This is a genomic window from Frigoribacterium sp. PvP032 (assembly GCF_017833035.1).
Lineage (GTDB): Bacteria > Actinomycetota > Actinomycetes > Actinomycetales > Microbacteriaceae > Frigoribacterium.
In genome coordinates this window covers 3,002,144-3,018,822 of the sequence record NZ_JAFIBM010000001.1, presented here as the reverse complement: position 1 = coordinate 3,018,822, position 16,679 = coordinate 3,002,144, and the positions used below count along the sequence as shown (strand labels likewise).

The 16,679-nt window shown below is 73.5% G+C and carries 17 protein-coding genes; 10 read left to right on the top strand and 7 right to left on the bottom strand.

Translation table 11 applies throughout. The annotated features are described in order from the left end of the window. Positions 1–120: 120 nt before the first annotated feature. Positions 121–1,092, bottom strand: coding sequence for an ROK family protein (locus JOE35_RS13900; RefSeq protein WP_307803099.1), 972 nt, complete (start codon positions 1,090–1,092; stop codon positions 121–123). Positions 1,093–1,192: 100 nt separating this feature from the next. Between JOE35_RS13900 and JOE35_RS13895 the strand changes: the two genes are divergently transcribed. Then, positions 1,193–2,083: a PfkB family carbohydrate kinase gene (locus tag JOE35_RS13895; RefSeq protein ID WP_209561548.1), complete on the top strand. Its 891-nt coding sequence runs from the start codon at positions 1,193–1,195 to the stop codon at positions 2,081–2,083. On the opposite strand, the gene JOE35_RS13890 is transcribed toward JOE35_RS13895, so the two are convergent. The 3 genes from JOE35_RS13890 to JOE35_RS13880 form a co-directional block, all read right to left on the bottom strand. Next, positions 2,080–3,081: an NADP-dependent oxidoreductase gene (locus JOE35_RS13890; RefSeq protein WP_209561547.1), complete on the bottom strand. Its 1,002-nt coding sequence runs from the start codon at positions 3,079–3,081 to the stop codon at positions 2,080–2,082. The genes JOE35_RS13895 and JOE35_RS13890 overlap by 4 nt on opposite strands. Before the next feature lie 165 nt (positions 3,082–3,246). Further along, entirely contained in the window at positions 3,247–4,143 is an 897-nt protein-coding gene (locus tag JOE35_RS13885) for a neutral zinc metallopeptidase (protein ID WP_209561546.1), read from the bottom strand. Positions 4,144–4,249: 106 nt separating this feature from the next. Continuing rightward, entirely contained in the window at positions 4,250–4,699 is a 450-nt protein-coding gene (locus JOE35_RS13880; protein ID WP_209561545.1) for a DUF5997 family protein, read from the bottom strand. A 318-nt stretch (positions 4,700–5,017) separates the two neighbouring features. Here JOE35_RS13880 and JOE35_RS13875 point away from each other — a divergent pair, with 318 nt between their 5' ends. From JOE35_RS13875 to JOE35_RS13845, 7 genes are all read left to right on the top strand, one after another. After that, positions 5,018–5,770 (top strand): LysR family transcriptional regulator substrate-binding protein, encoded by a 753-nt coding sequence (locus JOE35_RS13875; protein ID WP_209561544.1) that lies wholly within the window; start codon positions 5,018–5,020, stop codon positions 5,768–5,770. A gap of 192 nt (positions 5,771–5,962) precedes the next feature. Then, positions 5,963–6,205: a hypothetical protein gene (locus JOE35_RS13870; RefSeq protein WP_209561543.1), complete on the top strand. Its 243-nt coding sequence runs from the start codon at positions 5,963–5,965 to the stop codon at positions 6,203–6,205. A gap of 78 nt (positions 6,206–6,283) precedes the next feature. Then, positions 6,284–6,688, top strand: a complete 405-nt coding sequence (locus JOE35_RS13865) for an SRPBCC family protein (protein WP_209561542.1) — start codon at positions 6,284–6,286, stop codon at positions 6,686–6,688. A 152-nt stretch (positions 6,689–6,840) separates the two neighbouring features. After that, entirely contained in the window at positions 6,841–7,605 is a 765-nt protein-coding gene (locus JOE35_RS13860) for an SDR family oxidoreductase (protein WP_209561541.1), read from the top strand. A gap of 127 nt (positions 7,606–7,732) precedes the next feature. Next, positions 7,733–8,215, top strand: coding sequence for a YdeI/OmpD-associated family protein (locus JOE35_RS13855; protein WP_209561540.1), 483 nt, complete (start codon positions 7,733–7,735; stop codon positions 8,213–8,215). 126 nt (positions 8,216–8,341) lie between these two features. After that, positions 8,342–8,548, top strand: a complete 207-nt coding sequence (locus JOE35_RS13850; protein WP_209561539.1) for a DUF2945 domain-containing protein — start codon at positions 8,342–8,344, stop codon at positions 8,546–8,548. Between the two features lie 12 nt (positions 8,549–8,560). After that, positions 8,561–8,797: a hypothetical protein gene (locus JOE35_RS13845; protein ID WP_209561538.1), complete on the top strand. Its 237-nt coding sequence runs from the start codon at positions 8,561–8,563 to the stop codon at positions 8,795–8,797. Positions 8,798–8,817: 20 nt separating this feature from the next. On the opposite strand, the gene JOE35_RS13840 is transcribed toward JOE35_RS13845, so the two are convergent. Further along, a complete protein-coding gene (locus JOE35_RS13840) occupies positions 8,818–10,098 on the bottom strand; it encodes an MFS transporter (RefSeq protein WP_209561537.1) in 1,281 nt (426 codons plus the stop codon). 76 nt (positions 10,099–10,174) lie between these two features. Between JOE35_RS13840 and JOE35_RS13835 the strand changes: the two genes are divergently transcribed. Beyond that, the gene (locus JOE35_RS13835; protein WP_209561536.1) at positions 10,175–10,831 is read left to right on the top strand and encodes a TetR/AcrR family transcriptional regulator; all 657 of its coding nucleotides are present in this window, start codon (positions 10,175–10,177) and stop codon (positions 10,829–10,831) included. Positions 10,832–10,904: 73 nt separating this feature from the next. On the opposite strand, the gene JOE35_RS13830 is transcribed toward JOE35_RS13835, so the two are convergent. Then, positions 10,905–11,753, bottom strand: coding sequence for an ABC transporter permease (locus JOE35_RS13830; RefSeq protein WP_209561535.1), 849 nt, complete (start codon positions 11,751–11,753; stop codon positions 10,905–10,907). Next, positions 11,750–12,808, bottom strand: coding sequence for an ATP-binding cassette domain-containing protein (locus JOE35_RS13825; protein WP_209562094.1), 1,059 nt, complete (start codon positions 12,806–12,808; stop codon positions 11,750–11,752). Before JOE35_RS13825 ends, JOE35_RS13830 begins: the two co-directional genes overlap by 4 nt. Before the next feature lie 216 nt (positions 12,809–13,024). On the opposite strand from JOE35_RS13825, the gene JOE35_RS13820 reads away from it, so the two are divergent. Then, positions 13,025–16,513, top strand: coding sequence for a bifunctional proline dehydrogenase/L-glutamate gamma-semialdehyde dehydrogenase (locus JOE35_RS13820; RefSeq protein WP_209561534.1), 3,489 nt, complete (start codon positions 13,025–13,027; stop codon positions 16,511–16,513). The last annotated feature ends 166 nt before the right edge of the window (positions 16,514–16,679 follow it).

Genomic DNA, 16,679 nt, shown 5'->3' with positions numbered 1-16,679 from the left:
CGGGTGCGGGCGCGCGGGATCCCGACGTCGTCGTGGGGATGGAAAGAGCCTATTCCCGGCCTCCGACAACGGCTCCCAGCCTGGGCGGCCACGACAGGCGGGCCCGCAGGAGGCGTGGGCTCAGCCGAGCAGGTCCGCCTGCCAGACGAGGGCGGCGGCCCCGACGAGCGGGCTCTCGTCGCTGAGGCCGGAGCGGACGACGCGGACGCGACGGGCGTAGCCGTTGACGGGCGCCTCCTCGACGGTGGCCCTGACCAGGTCGAGGTAGTCGTCGCTGACGCGCGAGAAGCCCCCGCCGATCGCGGCGACGTCGAGGTCGAGCAGGGTCGTCACCGACGAGATGGCCTCGCCGACGGCGTTGGCCGAGCGGCGGACGGCCGCGACGGCGATCACGTCTCCGGCGACGTAGCCGGCGGCGAGGTCCTCGCCGCGCTCGCCCTGCCAGCCCTGCTGCTGCGCCCAGCGCACGACGTTGGGGCCCGAGGCGATGACCTCGAGGGTGGCCGCCCAGGCGTTCTCGCCCGCCGGCCGGTCGGCGATCTGGATCTGGCCGATGTGGCCGGCGTTGCCGGTGCCCCCCGACAGGAGGCGGCCGTTCACGATCAGCCCGCCGCCGACGCCCGTCGACACGGTGATCGCGACGGCGTTGTCGACGCCCTGGGTGGCGCCCACCCAGTGCTCGGCGAGGGCGAGGCTGACGCCGTCGAGGCGCAGGGTCACGGGGAGGTCGGCGGAGCCGGTGCCTGCGGGGGCGCCAGCGCCGCGGCTCGCCTCGGCCAGCAGCTCCGCGACGAGCGCGCGCAGCGGGAAGCCGCGCCAGGCGGGCAGGTTGATGGGCGAGACCGAGCCCTCGACGAGGTCGACCGGGCCGGCGCTGCCGATGCCCGCGCCGACCAGCACGTCTCCGTCGCCGAGCGCCGCGAGCGCGTGGCGCACGACGTCACGGACGGCGTCGGCGAGCTGGTCGCTGGTGGAGTCGTGGCCGGTGGGGCGGCGGTCGCGGCTGCCGGGGGAGAGGACGCCGTCGGCCGCGACGAGCGCGGCCTCGACCTTGGTGCCGCCGACGTCGACGGCCAGAGCGTAGTCAGTCACCGCGCCAGCGTAGTGCGGAGCCCGGCCGGGGCGAGGGGCGACCGGCCGCACGACGGGCGTCCGGTGAGTCGACGTCCGTGCGCGCCCGTAGGGTGTCCGCATGGACCAGTCTGCACGCCGCGTCGTCGTCATCGGCGACGCGCTCATCGACGAGCTGCGCACCCCCTCCGGCTCGGACGACCACGTCGGCGGCGCCGGCCTCAACGTCGCCGTCGGGCTCGCCCGGCTCGGCGTCCCCACCACCCTGCTCGCCTCGGTCGGCGACGACGCCGACGGGGCGTCGATCCGCTCGCACCTGGCCGAGCACGGCGTCGAGCTCGTGGCCACGACGAACCCGCTCGGCACCGGCCGCGCCGTCAGCGAGCGCGTCGACGGCGAGCCGACCTACGCCTTCAGCGACGCGGCCGTCGCCCGCGGCCTCGACTTCGGCGACGCCCAGCTCGCCGCCATCGCGGTCGCGCCGCTCGTGGCCGTCAGCTCGTACCCGTTCGACGACGCCCGGCTGACCGAGCGGCTGCTCGCAGCCGTCGGGGCCGAGCCGCCGCGGCTCGTCGTCGACCCGAACCCGCGCCCCGGGTTCCTGCGCGACCCCGAGGCCTTCGCGACCGGCTTCGCCCGGGCGGCCGCCTCCTCCTTGCTGGTCAAGGTCGGCGAGGACGACGCGGAGCTGGTCGCCGGCGGCACGCTCGACGAGTGGCAGGAGGCGCTGCTCGCCGCGGGCGCCGGGGGAGTGCTCGCGACGCGCGGCTCCGACGGGGCCAGCCTGACGCTCGCCGGGCACGAGCCGCTGCGGCAGGGCATCGCGGCGCTCGACGGCGACGTCGTCGACACGATGGGCGCGGGCGACGCGACGTTCGCCTCCGTCGTCGCGTCGTTGCTGGCGCAGTCGACTGCTCCCGGCAGCGTCGACTGGGAGGCGGCGCTCACGGACGCGATGCGCGTCGCGGCCGCGACAGTGCGCGCACCGGGCGCGCTGCTGCGCCGGCCCTAGCCGCGCTGCTCGGCCAGCGAGCGAGCCTTCGCCGACAGGTACCAGTGCGAGCGGGCGCCGGTCTCGACGGGCTGCATGCCGACGACGACCTTGCCGCGGGAGTGGTGCTCGGCCAGGTCCTCGTAGGCCTGCGCGATGTTGTCGAACGGGTAGAAGCCCGAGATGAGCACCCGCACCTTGTTGTCGGCGATCAGCTTCGCCAGCGCCGCGAGGATCATCGACGGCTCGGTGTCGTCGCGCTCGGCCGTGATGAAGCGCATCTCGACGTCGAGGCGGTGCTCGCTCGAGCTGAACCGTGACGCGGAGACGCCGAGCTCGGTGCTGAGCGCGGGGTTGTCGCCGCCGAAGTTGTCGATGAAGGCCGTGACCGGGCGGCCCGCGGCCGTCTCGATGCGCTCCTGCAGGCCCTCGCCGTAGTTGACGGGCGTGACGCCGATCTGGCGCAGGTAGTCGTGGTTGCCGGGGCTGCAGGTGCCGATCACCTTCGCGCCGGCGGCCAGGGCGAGCTGGCACTCGATGTGGCCGACGCCGCCCGCCGCGGCCGTGATGACGACGACGTCGCCCTCGCCGAGGTGCAGCGAGCGGACGATGTCGTAGGCCGTGGCGCCGGCGAGGTAGAGCCCGCCCGCGACCTCCCACGAGACGCTGCTCGGCTTGCGGACGACGGCTGTGGCCGGGACGGTGATCCATGTGGCGTGGGCGCCGCCGCCGACGGCGTGGCCGATCACCTCGGCACCGACCGCGAGATCGCGCACCGCGGAGCCGCGCTTCTTGACGATGCCCGCGAAGCACGAGCCCTGGTGGGCCGGGAACGTCTGCGGGAGGCGGTCCTGGAAGTCGCCCGCCCGCGTGAAGTTCTCGATGTGGTTGAGCCCGGCGCAGACGACCTCGACGACGACCTCGTCGTCGGCCGGGACCGGGAGCTGCTGGGGGACGAAGTGCAGTTCGTCGATGTCCCCGTACCGGTCGTACTCCACTGCTCTGCCTGTCTTGACCATGGCGTGCCTCCTCGCGACGTGAGCAGAGTCTGCTCCTGCGGAGGTGCTGCCGGGCGGAGAACCGGCTGGGAGTTCTGCCGAGCGCTCGCACTGCGGCCAGCTCGCCCTGCGGCCAGCTCGCACTGCGGCCAGCTCGCCCCACGGGCGATGCGGCCGCCTTCCTGGCTAGAGCTCGCTCGTGGGGACGCTGAAGGTGTCGCAGGCCGTCGGGCCGCCGGCGCGGCCGGCCTCGAACCAGCGGGTGCGCTGCTCGGCCGAGCCGTGCGTCCAGGTGTCGGGGTCCACGCGGCCGCCCGACGCCTCCTGGATCCGGTCGTCGCCGACGGCCGCGGCCGCGTTGAGCGCGTCGGCCACCTGCTCGCGCGTCACCGGCTCGAGGAACGTCTCGCCGTACTCGTTCTGGATCGTCGTGGCGGAGCCCACCCAGGCGCCGGCGTAGCAGTCGGCCTGCACCTCGAGCCGGATCGTGTCGGAGCCGGGGCCCGTCTGGCTGCGGTCGGCCCGGTCGAACGAGCCGCTCAGCTGCTGGATGTGGTGGCCCCACTCGTGCCCGACGACGTACATCTGGGCCAGCGGGCCGGCCGAGGCGCCGAACTGCTCGCGCAGCTGGTCGAAGAAGTCGGTGTCGACGTAGAGCGCCCGGTCGGGCGGGCAGTAGAAGGGACCGGTCGCGCTGGTCGCGCCCCCGCAGCCGGTGTCGACGGAGGAGGTGAAGAGGAAGAACTCAGGGCTGGCGTAGCCCTGTATGCCGACCTCGGGCGCGGCCGAGGCCCAGTAGGTGTCGAGCGAGTCGGCGGCCCCTGCCATGCGGCAGTCGATGTTCGCGTTCGCGTCGGCTCCCGTCGAGCAGCCCTGGAGCGACTCGCCCTCGACCTGCTGCGCGGGGCCGACCTGTGCGCCGCCGACGAGGCCGGAGAGGTCGACGCCGGTGAACTGGCTGATCAGCGCGACGACGATGACGCCGACGATGCCGACGCCCCCCGCGGCGATGCCGGTGGTGCGGCCGCGGCCCGCGCGCTTGACCTTGCTGCTGTCGATGCGGGTGTCGTCGTTGAAGGACATGGGTCAGACGCTAGTGGCTCGGCCGGGCCAGGGCGCGCCGGGTCTGGCACGCGCGACGGACTCGACGGCGGCCCCGGCTGCGGGGACTCGGCCCCGGCGGCGGGGACTACAGGCCGCGGCGCTCCTGCTCGGCCTTCTCGGCGGCCTCGCGCTCGGCGCGCAGCACGGCACGGCCGGCGTCGCGCTCCTTGACGCGCAGCTCTTCGTCGCGCACCTCGGCGAGGTTGGCGCGCTCGGTGACGAGCCACTGCGGCATCTCCTCGAGGAGGGCGTGGATCTGGTCGGTGGTGAGCGCGTCGTCGACACCGGCACGGGCGAGGCCGGAGATCGTGATGCCGAGCTTCTGCGCGACCACGGGCCGCGGGTGCGGGCCGGTGCGGCGGAGCTCGGCGAGCCACTCGGGCGGGTTCGCGGTCAGCTCGGCGAACTCCTCGCGGGTGACGGGCGTGGCCTGGAACGACTCGGGGGTCGCCGGCAGGTGCACCCCGAGCTTCTTCGCGGCAGTGAAGGGCTTGAGGGTCTGCGGGCTCTTGCCGCTGGGGGTCTCCGAGGTCATCCCGCAAGGGTACCGCCCGGGCGACGGCGGGCCGGGGCCGCGGGCCGTGCCTGTGGAGAAGCGCGAGTCGCCCGTGCCCACCGTCCGCGCCGCCTCCTCGTCCTCACCGCCTCCTGCTCTGCGCCGCCTCCCGTTCCGCGCCCGTGTGGCCTCGACTGTTCGAGGTGGGGGAGCCGGCGAGCGGAGGCGGAGGCGGGGTGCGGGGTGCGGGGTGCGGGGGCGCGGGGTCCGGAGCAGCGGCCGCGGTGGCGGGGCGTGAGCAGGCGCGCGGGGTCGGCCCCGGGCCGCGGGACGCAGGCTGCCCGGTAGCCTGGCGCGATGACGACCGAGCCGAGCCGCGCCTCCTTCCGCATCGGCTTCGTGCCAGGCGTGACCCTCTCGAAGTGGTCGCGGCTCTGGGAGGAGCGTCGCGCGGACCTGCCCCTCGACGTGGTCGAGGTGACGGGCGACGTGACAGAGGTGCTCGACGTGCTGCGCGGCGACGACCGCGTCGACATGGTGCTCGCCCGGCTGCCGCTCGCGCTCGGCGACGACTTCTCGTCCATCGCGCTCTACGACGAGCGCGCGGTCGTCTGCTTCGGCAAGGAACACCCCCTCGCCGCCGCGGGCAAGGACGACGAGCTCTCGCTCGACGACCTGGCCGGCGAGGTGCGGCACGACCTCGACCCCGCGCTCGACGAGGCCCAGGCGATCGAGGTGGTGGCGACCGGCTCCGGCGTCGCGGTGATGCCGCAGTCGCTCGCGAGGCTGCACGGACGCTCGGGCGTGACGCACCGGTTCCTCTCCGACGTGCGCCCGACCACGATCGCGCTCGTCTGGCCGATCGGCGAGCTCGACGACGACATCGACGACTTCATCGGCGTCGTCCGCGGACGCACCCGCAACAGCAGCCGGTCGAGGAGGCGCGACGACGACGCGCAGGAGGCGCCCGCCGCGAAGGCCAAGGGTCCCGGCAAGGGCGGCGCGGCCGGCGGTCGCGGCTCGGGCCTAGGCCAGAAGAAGACGCCGCCCGGCGGTCGCGGCGGGCCGCAGCGCGGCACCGGCCGCAGCCGCCCGCGCCGCGGCCGCTGACCCGCCCCTCCTGACCCGCCCCTCCTCATTCAGGAAGACGAGTCCTGATCTTCGCGACAGGGGGACTCTGCCTCCTGATCCGTGCACGGATCAGGACCGGAGCGTCGCAGCTTCCTGGATGACGAGGAGGCGCGGCCCCGAACCACACAGGACGAGCCCCGCCAGCCCGACCGGGCTGGCATGCTGGCGGGCATGAGCGAGAGCAGCGACGGCGACGACACCGTCCCGAGGCGGTTCCGGCGTCTGCGGTTCAACCCCCTGCGCGACGTCATGCCCTGGGTGGCGGTCGTGGTCGGGCTGTTCCTCGTCGTCCGGGCGCTGGTCGGACGCAGCCCGGGCGACGACCCCGTCTGGCTCGTGATGGGCGTCGTGCTGGCCGTCGTCGGCATCGTGGTGTTCTTCGTCAACCGCTGGCAGGCGCGGCGCGGGCACTAGCTCCCACAGTTCTGCCGTGCCGGTGACGACGCCCCCGGCGACGTGGCGGAGCGCCGGCCGCGCTGGTACCGTCCCCGCATGACCTGGCCCGCCGTGCACGTCTCCCGCGCGATCGAGCACGACGTCGCGACCGTCGCGCGGGTCGCGGGCGACCCGGCTCGGCTGCCGTCGTGGGCGACCGGCCTCAGCAGCGGCGTCCGGCACGAGGCCGGGCGGTGGCTCGCCGACTCGCCGATGGGCGTCGTCGAGGTGGCGTTCACCGGGCCCGTCGAGCTCGGCGTGCTCGACCACGACGTGACGCTCCCCGACGGCACGGTCGTGCACAACCCCCTCCGCGTGCTGGCCAACGACCAGGGCAGCGAGGTGGTGTTCACGCTGTTCAGGCGGCCTGGCACCTCCGACGCCGACTTCGCGGCCGACGTCGAGGCCGTCGGGCGCGACCTCGACCGGCTCGCCGCCCTGCTCGACGAGCTCGCGGGCTGACCCTGCTCGACGAGCTCGCGCCGAGACGTGCGACTTGCCCCTTCTTGCTGCCTCGCGCGGCCTGAGGCAGCAAGAAGGGGCAACTCGATCGCCGCGAGAGCGAGAGCGAGAGCGAGAGCGAGAGCGAGCCACCCGCCCCCTACGCTGGCTGCATGTCGACGAAGACCTGCCTCCTGACCGGCGCCGGACGGCGCGAGAGCATCGGCCGCGCGATCGCCCGCGACCTCGCCGCCGACGGCTGGGACCTGGCCCTCGCCACCTGGGACCCGTACGACGACTCCATGAGCTGGGGTGCGCGCCCTGGCGACCTCTCCGAGCTGGTCGCTGAGGTGGAGTGCCTCGGCCGGAGGGCCCGCGTGTACCAGGCCGACCTCTCCGACGCCGAGACCCCCGTCCGCCTCCTCGCTCAGGTGAACGCCGACCTCGGCCCCGTCACCGGACTCGTCCTGTCGCACTCGCAGAGCTTCGACTCGTCGATCCTCGACACCTCCGTCGAGGCCTTCGACCGGCACTTCGCCGTCAACACGCGCGCCGCCTGGCTGTGCATCAAGGGGCTGGCCGAGCAGCTGCCTCCCCTCGACGAGCTGCCCGACGGCGCCCGCGTCGTGGCGCTCACGAGCGACCACACCGTGCACAACCTGCCCTACGGCGCGAGCAAGGGCGCGCTCGACCGCATCGTGATCGCGGCCGCCCGCGAGCTGGCACACCTCGGCATCTCGTCGAACGCCGTCAACCCCGGACCGGTCGACACCGGCTGGATGGACGACGACACCCGCCGCACGCTGACCGCGCTGCAGCCGACGGGCCGCCTCGGCACCCCCGAGGACGTCTCGCGCACCGTCCGGTTCCTGATGTCGCCCGAGGGTCGCTGGGTCACCGGCCAGCTCATCACGACCGACGGCGGCATCTCCGTCTGACGAGGAGGCGCGGGCCAGGACGAGGAGGCGCGGTCAGGGTCGAGGAGGCGCGGCCGCGGTCCCGCAGGCGCCGCCTCGTCGTCTGCGCCCCTTCCCCGCGGACGCGCGAGCGCCCTACCCTCTGCCCATGACCGACTCCGTGCCTCCCGTCACCTTCCCCACCGTCGTGTTCGAGGCCCGCCCGGGCGTCACCGGACTCGTGGTGCCGCCCGACGAGCTCGCGGTGCTCGGCGCCGGGAAGCGCCCGGCCGTCGTCGTGACGGTGCACGGCACCGGCGACGCCCCCACCGAGCCCTACACGTACCGCAACACGGTGGGCAGCATGGGCGGCCGGTCCCTCGTGTCGCTCAGCGCCGAGCACCGGCGGGCCTCCGGGCTGGTCGGCGGCCAGCAGGTGGAGGTGACGCTGGTGCTCGACACGGAGCCCCGGGTGGTCGAGGTACCCGCCGCGCTCGCCGAGGCGTGGGCCGGGGACGACGCCCTCCGCGCCTCCTTCGACGCCCTCTCGCCCAGCAGGCAGGCGGCCCTGACGCTGCCGATCGCCGACGCGAAGACCGATGTGACGCGCGAGCGACGCGTGACCGCCGCGCTCGACGCGCTGCGCAGCTGACGCAGCCGACCCGGCAGGCTCACGCAGCGGGACCGACCCCGGGGCGCGCCCTGCCTGTGCCCCGCCCGGGAAGGCCCGAGGAGGCGCGGGTACCGTCCAGCGCATCCGACAGCCTGAGGAGGCACGATGACGTTCAGCAAGGGCGACCACGTGACGTGGAAGACGCCGCAGGGCGAGACCCACGGCACCGTGGTGGACAAGCGCGTGAAGGAGTTCCAGTTCGACGGCCAGAAGTTCAAGGCGTCCGACGACGAGCCGTACTTCATCGTGAAGAGCGACAAGACCGACGCGGAGGCGGCTCACAAGGAGTCGGCCCTCTCGAAGAAGAAGTAGGGGACCAGCACCATGGCAGATCTGACCGACGTCACCTGGAACCAGGAAGCCCGCGACAAGATCCTCACGGACGCCGACCGCGTGCTGCAGGACGCCGTCCGCGAGGTCGCGGCCGAGCACGAGGGCGACGACTGGGAGCCCGCGTTCGCCTCGCTGAACGAGCGCCTGAAGGGCCGGTTCATCGACTACGAGCCCGGCCCGGACGTGCGCAAGTACGCCGAGGCGATCGCGCGGGGCGACTACCGCTGATCGGACGGCTCCTCGTCGAGCTACTCCTGGCCGACCCGCTCGTCGGCCGACTGGGCCGCGGGTGCGTCGATCCGGCGCACCCGCGGGCTGACGGCGACCGCCACGGCGACGACGGCGATCAGGCCCGCCAGCACCAGCAGGGCGGATGGCGTGCCGAAGCGACCGGCCAGGGGCCCGACCACGAGCTCGCCGACGGGGATGCCCGCCAGCGTCGCCAGCGTCAGCGCACCGAAGACCCGGCCGAGGTAGGCCCGCGGCACCAGCGTCTGGATCGCCACGTCGAGCGGGACCGTGAACAGCTCGAGGCCGACGCTCGACACGAAGAGGCCGAGGCAGAGCCAGAACGCCCAGTGCAGCGGATCGACGTAGGGCGCGTCCAGCACCTCCGGCTGGTCGAGGTGCGCCCCCGCGAGCAGCACGAGGGGCAGCACCAGCGCCGACGTCGCCAGGCACGCGACCGCCAGGCGCAGGCGTCCGCGGAGCTTGCCTGCCCACACCGCGCCCACGACCAGGCCCAGCGTCTGGACCGCGCCGGCGAAGCCCCACAGCACGCGGCCGAACGACTCGTCCGCCACGAGCGGCCCGATCACCTGCACCCCGCCCGCGAAGCTGAGCTGGTGCACGAACGCGAGCGCCAGGGTCGCCCGCAGCCACGGCGACCGCGCCACGAAGCCGATCCCCGAGCCCAGGTCGTGCAGCAGCGACCCCGAGCCGGAGGCGCCCGTCACCGAGCGCGGGACGCGTGCGAAGGCCAGCGCGGCCACCACCGACAAACCGGCGCCGACCAGCAGAGCGCTGCCCGTCCCCGCGACGCCGACGAGCGCGCCTCCGACGGCCGTGCCGACGATCAGGCCGACGTTCATGCTGATGCGCGCCAGCACGGTGCCGTCGCGGACGAGGGGCTCGACGAGCACGTCGCGCAGCATCGCGCTCGAGGCCGGTCCGAAGAACGCGGCGGCGGCGCCCGTCAGGGCGGCCGCGACGGCCAGCGTCACCAGGGTCTCGCGCCCCGTCAGCAGCAGCACCCCTGCAGCCACCAGGGAGGCGGCCGAGACCACCGAGGAGGCGGTGGCCACCAGGCGCCGCGGCAGCCGGTCCGCGAGGGCGCCGCCCACGAGCACGAGCACCACGTTCGGCACCGCGCGAGCCGCCACGACGAGGCCGAGCTGCGTCGCGTCCGCGCCGAGGTCGACGGCCGCGAAGACGAGGGCGAGAGGGGCCAGCCCGCCGACCACCCACGACAGCAGACGTCCGACCCACAGGGCGCGGAACGCCGGGATGCGCAGCAGCGACCACCTCACGCGGCGAGCCTACGCTCGGCTCATGGGGGACCAGGAGGCGGTGCGACCGATCGCCGCCCGCCCTAGGCTGGCCCCGATGTCCGCACTCGACGAGCCCGCCGCCCCGCCAGGCCGCTACCGCAAGGGCGTCGCCAAGCGCGAGGCGATCCTCGAGGCGGCCCTGCCCGTCTTCGGCAAGGTCGGCTTCCACGGTGCCTCGCTGCGCGAGATCGCCCGCAGCTGCGGCGTCTCGCACCAGTCGTTGATGCACTACTTCGCGACCAAGGACGAGCTACTCATGGCCGTCCTCCGTCGACGTGACGAGCGCCTCCGGCAGCACTTCGACGACGAGGGCGGCATGCGCCTCGCCGAGCTCGTCGCGCTCGCCGAGTACAACGTCGACGTGCCCGCCGTCATCTCGCTGTTCATCACGGCGTCGGCCGAGGCCACGTCGACCGATCACCCGGCCCACGACTACTACGCCGACCACTACGACCGCATCATCGGGTCGACCTCGGCGTACCTCGCCGTCGCGGAGGCGCGCGGCTGGCTGCGGGACGGCTTCACCGCCGAGTCGGCGGCCCGCGTCGTGCTGGCCGTGCAGGACGGCCTGCAGCTGCAGTGGCTGTACCGGCGCGACGAGGTTCAGGTCGCCGACCTGATGCGGCTCGTGATCGGCACGGTCGTGACGGTGCCGACCGAGCAGCTCGACGAGGCCGTGCGCAACGAGGTGGCCGCGGCTACTTCGCGTTGATCCGCTGGGCTGTGCCTACCCCGCGCTGATGCGCTGGGCTGTGCCTACCCCGCGCTGATGCGCTGGGCTGTGCCTACTTCGCGCTGATGCGCTGGAACTTGCGGATGCTCAGCGGCACGAAGACGACGAGCATGACCGCGAGGCCGACGAGCACGGTGACGTACGGGTGCTGCAGGGTCCAGATGTCAGGCACGGGGGTGTCGCCGAGGTTGCCGAACGACGTGCGGGCGGCCTGCACGAGCGACGACACCGGGTTCCACTCGGCGAAGACCCGCAGCACCGTCGGCAGGGTGTCGCTCGGCACGAAGGCGTTCGAGATGAACGTGAGCGGGAACAGGATCATGAACGACGCGTTGTTGATCGTCTCCGGCGTCTTGACGCTCATGCCGAGCAGCGCCATCACCCAGCTGAACGAGTAGCTGAAGAGCAGCAGCAGCGCGATGCCCCCGAGGAACATCAGCGGCGGCGTGTTCACCCGCCAGCCGACCGCGAGGCCGGTGAGCATCATGATCACCATCGAGATCGAGTTGAGCGCGAGGTCGCTGTTCGTCCTCCCGATCAGCACCGCCGAGGGGCTCATCGGCAGGGTGCGGAACCGGTCGATGATCCCCTCCTTCAGGTCTTGCGCCATCGCGGCGCCCGAGAAGGTCGAGCCGAAGACGACGGTCTGGGCGAAGATGCCGGCCATCAGGAACTGCGTGTAGTCGGTGCCCTGCACGGCGATCGCGCCGCCGTAGACCTGGCTGAAGAGCAGCACGAACATGATCGGCTGCAGCACGGCGAAGATCAACATGTCGGGCGAGCGCTTCACCTTGATCAGGTTGCGCTTCGTCACCGTCCAGCCGTCGGAGGCCCAGGTGCCGATCCCCGTGGGGCCGAGGGGCGTGAGGGTCTGCGCGAGGGCGCTCGTCGTCGCGGTCATCGCCGCGCCTCCTTCTTCTTCTCGTCGCGGCGAGCGGCACGGCCTGCCCGGCCCGCCCGGCCGCCGGTCGCAACCGAGCCCGTGTCGGGGTCGGCGTCGTCGTCAGGGCCGGCCTTGCGCCCGGTCAGCTGCAGGAACACGTCGTCGAGCGTGGGGCGGCGCATGCCGGCGTCGTGCAGCTCGATGCCCGCGGCGCCGAGGTCGGCGAGCGTGCGCTGCAGGGCGGTCGGGCCGTCGGTGACGGCGACCTCGACCTGCCGGCCGTCGCTGCCGAGCGTCGGCTCGGCGTCGCCGTGTCGCCGCAGCACCTCGAGCGTCTGGCCCGCACGGGCCTCGTCGACGAGGGCGACGACGAGGCGGTGCCCGCCCACCTGGGCCTTGAGGTGGTCGGCGGTGCCCTCGGCGATGACGCGGCCGCCGTCGATGACGGCGATGTCGTCGGCCAGCCGGTCCGCCTCCTCCAGGTACTGCGTCGTCAGCAGCACCGTGGTGCCGCCCGCGACGAGCGAGGTGATGATGTCCCACAGGGCGAGGCGGCTGCGGGGGTCGAGCCCGGTCGTCGGCTCGTCGAGGAACAGCACCCGCGGGTTCGTCACGAGCGCGCCCGCCAGGTCGATGCGTCGCCGCATGCCGCCCGAGAACCCCTTGACGGGGCGGTCGCCGGCCGCGGACAGGTCGAAGACGTCGATCAGCTCGCGGGCCCGCTCGCGCGACACCTTCGTGCCCAGGTGGTAGAGCCGGCCGATCATGTCGAGGTTCTCGAAGCCGGTGAGGTTCTCGTCGACGGCCGCGTACTGGCCGGAGACGCCGATGGTGCGGCGGGTCGCCTGCGGGTCGGCCACGACGTCGATCCCGTTGATGTGCGCCGTGCCCGCGTCGGGCACCTCGAGGGTCGTCAGCATCTTGACCACCGTGGTCTTGCCGGCGCCGTTCGGCCCGAGCAGCGCCTTGACCGTGCCCTCGGGCACGCTCAGGTCGAAGCCGGTCAGGGCGTGGACAGGGCCCGACTTCGAGCGGTACGTCTTGGTCAGGCCCGAGGCCTCGATCATCGCCATCTGCGCGCCTCCGACGTGGGGTGACGTCACCGGACCCCCTGGTTCGGCGACGTGGTGAAAGTACCAGCCGCGAGGCCCGCCCACCAGAGGACGGGTCGGTCGCAGGCCGTGCCGAGGAGGCGTCGGTCGCCTGTGCAGGAGGCACGAGCAGGCCGCCACGTTACGGTCGTGTGTCAAACCTTGCCACCTGGCAAGTTCCGGACTTATCGTGACCGCATGACCACCATCGACCAGCCGGCCAGGCCGGCAGCTGCTGCTCTCCCCGAGTCGATCGGCGACGACGCCGTCGCCCTGGCCCGCCGGTGGGCGCACGAGGCCTCGTCGGCCCCCAGCACCGACTCGGCCCACCTGCTGGCGCAGGTGCTCAAGGACGAGTCGGGCCTCGCCTTCACCATCGGGTTCGTCGACCGGGTCGTCCGCCCCGAGGACCTCAGCGTGGCAGCCCGCAACCTGTCGCGCCTCGCGTCGCAGGTCCCCGCCTTCCTGCCCTGGTACATGCGCGGCGCCGTCCGGGTCGGCGGCGTCGTCGCCCCCGTGCTGCCCGGCGTCGTCGTGCCCGTCGCCCGACGCGTGCTGCGCGGCATGGTCGGCCACCTCATCGCCGACGCCCGGCCCGCGAAGCTCGGCGCGGCCATCAGCAACATCAAGGCGGAGGGCACGCGCCTCAACCTCAACCTGCTCGGCGAGGCCGTGCTCGGCGACGCCGAGGCCGAGCACCGCCTGGCGGGCACCCGGGCGCTGCTCGAGCGCGACGACGTCGACTACGTGTCGATCAAGGTCTCCTCGATCGTCAGCCAGCTCTCGATGTGGGCCTTCGACGAGACCGTCGAGCGCGTCGTCGAGAAGCTCACGCCCCTCTACGAGCTGGCCGCCCGCTCGCGCGAGCCCAAGTTCATCAACCTCGACATGGAGGAGTACCGCGACCTCGACCTGACGATCGCGGTCTTCACGCGCCTCCTCGACCAGCCGCAGCTGCAGGGCCTCGAAGCAGGCATCGTGCTGCAGACCTACCTGCCCGACGCGCTCGGCGCGCTGCAGGGCCTGACCGAGTGGGCGACCCGACGGGTCGACGCGGGCGGGGCCTCCGTCAAGGTCCGCGTGGTCAAGGGCGCGAACCTCGCGATGGAGACCGTCGACGCCGTCGTGCACGAGTGGCCGCTCGCCACCTACGACACCAAGAAGGCCAGCGACACGAACTACAAGCGCGTCCTCGCCTGGGCGCTGACGCCCGAGCGCACGCGCGCGGTGAAGATCGGCGTCGCGGGCCACAACCTCTTCGACATCGCCTTCGCGCACCTCCTCGCCGAGGCGCGCGGCGTCGGCGACCGGGTCGAGTTCGAGATGCTGCTCGGCATGGCCGAGGGGCAGGCCGAGCTCGTCAAGGCCGACGTCGGCGGGCTGCTGCTCTACACGCCGGTCGTGCACCCGCGCGAGTTCGACGTCGCCATCAGCTACCTGATCCGCCGCCTCGAGGAGAACGCCTCGAGCGAGAACTTCATGTCGGCCGTCTTCGAGCTGGCCTCGAACGAGGCGATGTTCGAGCGCGAGAAGGGCCGCTTCCTCGCCTCGCTCGCTGACGTCGACGTCGAGGCGCCGGCCCCGCACCGCGTGCAGAGCCGGCTCGACGGCGCGCAGGCGCTCCGGCCCCGCGAAGCCGGCAGCGGCTTCGACAACGAGCCCGACACCGACCCCGCCAAGGCCGACAACCGCACCTGGGGCCGCGAGATCCAGCGCCGCTCCGTCGACTCGGTGCTCGGAGTCGACCTGATCGAGCAGGCTCGGGTGACCGACGCCTCCGTGCTCGACGAGATCGTCGCCGGAGCGGTCGCGGCCCAGCCCGCCTGGGCGGCACGAGGAGGCGCGGGCCGGGCCGAGGTGCTCCGAGCCGCCGCCGTCACGCTGGCCGCCCGACGGGCCGACCTGATGGAGGTCGCGGCGAGCGAGACCGGCAAGACCGTCGCCGAGGGCGACGTCGAGGTGAGCGAGGCGATCGACTTCGCCAACTGGTACGCCCACCTCGCAGAAGAACTCGACGTCGTCGACGGCGCCGACTTCGTGCCCGAGCGGCTGACGCTCGTCACCCCGCCGTGGAACTTCCCCGTCGCGATCCCCGCCGGCTCGACCCTGGCCGCGCTCGCCGCGGGCAGCAGCGTCGTCGTCAAGCCCGCCGGCCAGGCGAAGCGCTGCGGCGCCGTGATGGTCGAGGCGCTGTGGGAGGCCGGCGTGCCCCGAGACGTGCTCCGGCTCGTCGACGTCGACGAGGGCGACCTCGGCCGCCACCTCGTCTCGCACCCCTCGGTCGACCGGGTGATCCTCACCGGTGCCTTCGAGACGGCCGCGCTCTTCACGAGCTGGCGCACCGACCTGCCGCTGCTCGCCGAGACGAGCGGCAAGAACGCCATCATCGTCACGCCGAGCGCCGACCTCGACCTCGCGGCCGCCGACGTGATCAAGTCCGCCTTCGGTCACGCGGGGCAGAAGTGCTCGGCGGCGAGCCTCGTGATCCTCGTCGGCTCGGTCGGCAGCTCGGAGCGGTTCCGCCGCCAGCTCGTCGACGCGGCCTCCACGATGCGCGTGGGGTACCCGTCCGAGCCCACGACCCAGATGGGCCCGATCATCGAGCCTGCCTCGGGCAAGCTCGAGCGCGCCCTCACGACCTTGGGCGCGGGGGAGTCGTGGCTCGTCGAGCCCCGCCAGCTCGACGACAGCGGCCGCCTCTGGTCGCCCGGCGTGCGCGCCGGAGTCGCGGCAGGCAGCGAGTTCCACCTGACCGAGTACTTCGGACCGGTGCTCGGCGTCATGACCGCCGCGACCCTCGACGAGGCGATCGCCCTGCAGAACGCCACCGACTACGGCCTCACGGCCGGGCTGCACACCCTCGACCCTGCCGAGCTGACGACCTGGCTCGACGGCGTCGAGGCCGGCAACCTCTACGTGAACCGCGGCATCACCGGCGCTGTCGTCCGTCGTCAGCCGTTCGGCGGCTGGAAGAAGTCGTCGGTCGGCGCCGGGGCCAAGGCCGGCGGCCCGAACTACCTCGTGCACCTCGGTTCGTGGCAGCCCACGACGCTCGCCGGTGCTGCTTCTCAGGAGGCGCTGCCCGCGAAGGCCGTCGCCGCCGCCCTGCGCGCCGCGACCCCGTCGCTCGGGGCCGACGCCGACCTGGTCGCCGCGGCCGTCGCCACCGACGAGCACTTCTGGCAGGCGGAGTTCGGCGTCGCCCGCGACGTCAGCCAGCTCGGCCTCGAGCGCGACCTCCTGCGCTACCGCCCGCTCGCGGTGACGGTGCGCGCTGCCGAGGGCGCCTCCCTCGCCGACGTCGTCCGCGTGCTCCTCGCCGGCGTCCGCTCGGGCTCGCCGTTCACGGCCTCCGTCGCCACGGCCCTGCCCGAGGCGTTCGTGTCGTCGCTCGGCCTCGGCGTCGGGGCGATCAGGGTCGAGAGCGACGACGCCTGGCACGAGCGAGTTCGCTCGGGCGGGCTGCGGACCGAGCGCGTGCGCCTCGTGACCGGTGCTGACGACGCGGGAGCCGCCTCCTCGGCCCTCGCCGACGCGCTCGGCGGCGACCCGGCGGTCGCGGTCTTCGCCGCAGCGGTCACGCCGACCGGGCGGCTCGAGCTGCTGCCGTTCCTGCGGGAGCAGGCCGTGTCGATCACGGCGCACCGCTTCGGCAACCCCGACCCCTGGTCGGACGCGGTCATCTAGTCGCCGCCCGCCGTACCGTGCGAGTTGCCCCGATCGGTCGCCTCGCGCGCGGCGAGGCAGCAATTCGGGGCAACTCGATCCCCGGGTCGTGCGGGTGTGCCCGTGGGCGCGGACGAGTTGCCCCGAACGGTCACCTCGCGCGTGGCAAGGCAGCAATTCGGGGCAA

Coding starts and splice junctions, on each gene's coding strand:
- JOE35_RS13845 (WP_209561538.1), top strand. CDS start 8,561: ATGGCAGATCTGACCGACGTCACCTGGAACCAGGAAGCCCGCGACAAG.
- JOE35_RS13850 (WP_209561539.1), top strand. CDS start 8,342: ATGACGTTCAGCAAGGGCGACCACGTGACGTGGAAGACGCCGCAGGGC.
- JOE35_RS13895 (WP_209561548.1), top strand. CDS start 1,193: ATGGACCAGTCTGCACGCCGCGTCGTCGTCATCGGCGACGCGCTCATC.
- JOE35_RS13890 (WP_209561547.1), bottom strand. CDS start 3,081: ATGGTCAAGACAGGCAGAGCAGTGGAGTACGACCGGTACGGGGACATC.
- JOE35_RS13825 (WP_209562094.1), bottom strand. CDS start 12,808: ATGGCGATGATCGAGGCCTCGGGCCTGACCAAGACGTACCGCTCGAAG.
- JOE35_RS13860 (WP_209561541.1), top strand. CDS start 6,841: ATGTCGACGAAGACCTGCCTCCTGACCGGCGCCGGACGGCGCGAGAGC.
- JOE35_RS13865 (WP_209561542.1), top strand. CDS start 6,284: ATGACCTGGCCCGCCGTGCACGTCTCCCGCGCGATCGAGCACGACGTC.
- JOE35_RS13870 (WP_209561543.1), top strand. CDS start 5,963: ATGAGCGAGAGCAGCGACGGCGACGACACCGTCCCGAGGCGGTTCCGG.
- JOE35_RS13875 (WP_209561544.1), top strand. CDS start 5,018: ATGACGACCGAGCCGAGCCGCGCCTCCTTCCGCATCGGCTTCGTGCCA.
- JOE35_RS13855 (WP_209561540.1), top strand. CDS start 7,733: ATGACCGACTCCGTGCCTCCCGTCACCTTCCCCACCGTCGTGTTCGAG.
- JOE35_RS13885 (WP_209561546.1), bottom strand. CDS start 4,143: ATGTCCTTCAACGACGACACCCGCATCGACAGCAGCAAGGTCAAGCGC.
- JOE35_RS13880 (WP_209561545.1), bottom strand. CDS start 4,699: ATGACCTCGGAGACCCCCAGCGGCAAGAGCCCGCAGACCCTCAAGCCC.
- JOE35_RS13830 (WP_209561535.1), bottom strand. CDS start 11,753: ATGACCGCGACGACGAGCGCCCTCGCGCAGACCCTCACGCCCCTCGGC.
- JOE35_RS13835 (WP_209561536.1), top strand. CDS start 10,175: ATGTCCGCACTCGACGAGCCCGCCGCCCCGCCAGGCCGCTACCGCAAG.
- JOE35_RS13820 (WP_209561534.1), top strand. CDS start 13,025: ATGACCACCATCGACCAGCCGGCCAGGCCGGCAGCTGCTGCTCTCCCC.